Origin of the sequence: Algoriphagus sp. NF, assembly GCF_028823735.1 — a bacterium.
GTDB classification, from domain to species: domain Bacteria; phylum Bacteroidota; class Bacteroidia; order Cytophagales; family Cyclobacteriaceae; genus Algoriphagus; species Algoriphagus marincola.
Map to the genome: position 1 here is coordinate 1 of NZ_JAPEIB010000087.1, position 2,047 is coordinate 2,047.

Here is a 2,047-nt window from a genome sequence, read left to right on the forward strand (position 1 = left end):
GCAGGTTTTGCAGTGAATGCCTGTTTTTTGTAGATAGTCTTTCAGAAAGATCTCAAAGCAGGAACTTTAAATACTGTGAAGCATAGCATCCGGGATAATTTGGCTTAGACAAGAGTGAAACCTATTGCCGTTTAGGTAATGGGATTTGAAGTTTTATTTGACTTGATCCCTTACTCAATTGTTTGGGTGCTTACCATATTTCCCTTCTCGGTGGAAAATGGATAATTTTCTGATCTGAGATTGAATTTATACTCGATTATCAACGAGTTATAACAATGCGTATAAATCATGCCGGCAGAGTTTGATGATTAATTATTAATTTGGTCTGCAGGCACGCTTTATATGCGAACGTTAAATGTCATAATGCTTCGAAATAGCAGTCAAAATCATATCCCTCATGGATGCCTTGGTCTCCCTACCGATCGCATATTTTAGCTTATCGAACATGGCCGAAGGAATCCGGAGGGAGTAGATCTTGACATCTTCGGTGGCAAACTCTTTGTTGGATACTTTTTCTTTTTGCTGAAGTTCAAGTTCAAAGTTGAACAGCATTCCTAGACCACGCTGTTTCGTGCCAAGGTTTTTATTGCCCTTACTTGGATCATTTACCTTCTCAGCCATTGTTCTGTCAGTTTAATTTGCTTAAAATTTCATCGACCAGCATTTCATAATCTTAGCTCTTTCCCGTGGCATATTCAGAATTACCTAGTCCGGAAAATGGATTCGAGTTTATAACACTTTTCGATTTTTAAAAAAGAAGGAGATAGGTGACCTCGAATTCCGGAATAAGTTAGCCCTTTATCCTCGGGGCGGCCAAGAGCTTCCGGCATAAAGCTCGCCCGCAATTCTCAGCTGGTTTATTCCTTTTCCTCTTGGCCTTGTTCGGAACAGGGCTGAGGTCATTCCATAATTCATGTTTCACAAAACTCAAAAAATTATGGAAGCTTTAACTCAATCATTCCACTTTAATGAAGTCGCAGAAATTACACTGGCTTATCGACCAAAAATCAAGGCAAGCCAACGTCCAAAAGTTACTTGTTCCAGGCAAGTTTATGATGTCTTGTTGAAATTCTGGAATTCCGATGCTCTGGAATATGTCGAACAGTTTCAAGTGATGTTACTGAGCAGAGGAAACCGTGTGTTAGGTATCTGTACCATCAGTACTGGCGGAACCTCGGCAACTGTTGTAGATCCTAAATTAGTCTTTGCTGCCGGATTGAAAGCGAACGCATCATCCTTAATCCTATGTCATAACCATCCTAGTGGAAATCTCCAACCTTCCGAACAGGATAGAAGACTTACTAGAAGACTGGTAGAAATCGGTCGAGCTTTGGATCTGCCGATTGTTGATCATGTGATTCTAAGTTCAGAAGGGTACTTTTCTTTTGCAGATGAAGGGGAGCTTTAGCTTCCTTTTTCTGTTCTATTTGATAAAATCACCGAATCGGTTAATTTGAAACAAAAAACAGCTGGAAGACCTGCTCCACAAAAAGCAGAAATATATGAAACTAGGGTTTTGGGTTAGATTTAAATGGTTGTTGGTGAGCATGCGAAAAAAGACATTGGACAAATGAAAAACATACTGATATTTTTAACAGGTGTTAGTCTTTTAACTAGTTGCAAAACGGATCATAAAACGAAAATGTCTGACCCAGAGGCACTAGAAAACTTTGACAGACAATATGCAGAATCAATGAAAGATGCACTGCTCGTCCTCGACTTAGACTCAGTAAAATCAAGTCATGGCGATAGATTTTTGGAACTCAGCTCAATCATAAATCAGCATGACCCAATCGGACTTCTGAAAATTGGAGCACCAGAAGACGAATATGAACCAGAAATAAAAACGATTATTGTTCAGTTAGACAAAGACATGACCGAACAACAAGTTCATGACTTGATTTATCAGGAATTTCTGCGATGGTTTGAAGATGAGTCAACGACAGGTCCAAAAGAATCATATGGGGAACTTGCGGTTGACATCCATAAATGGATGAAAAAATAAATGGGATCGGCACGACAACATCGGCCTGACTGCAAAATAATG

Annotated in this window: 3 protein-coding genes; 2 read left to right on the plus strand and 1 reads right to left on the minus strand. The window is 39.5% G+C overall.

What is annotated here, in order from left to right; translation table 11 throughout:
* Positions 1-351: 351 nt before the first annotated feature.
* A complete protein-coding gene (locus OU792_RS18395) occupies positions 352-621 on the minus strand; it encodes a hypothetical protein (RefSeq protein ID WP_274671035.1) in 270 nt (89 codons plus the stop codon).
* Positions 622-937: 316 nt separating this feature from the next.
* Between OU792_RS18395 and OU792_RS18400 the strand changes: the two genes are divergently transcribed.
* On the plus strand, positions 938-1,408 hold the full coding sequence (locus tag OU792_RS18400) for a JAB domain-containing protein (protein ID WP_274671036.1): 471 nt from the start codon (positions 938-940) through the stop codon (positions 1,406-1,408).
* A gap of 162 nt (positions 1,409-1,570) precedes the next feature.
* Positions 1,571-2,005, plus strand: coding sequence for a hypothetical protein (locus tag OU792_RS18405; RefSeq protein ID WP_274671037.1), 435 nt, complete (start codon positions 1,571-1,573; stop codon positions 2,003-2,005).
* Positions 2,006-2,047: the final 42 nt, after the last annotated feature.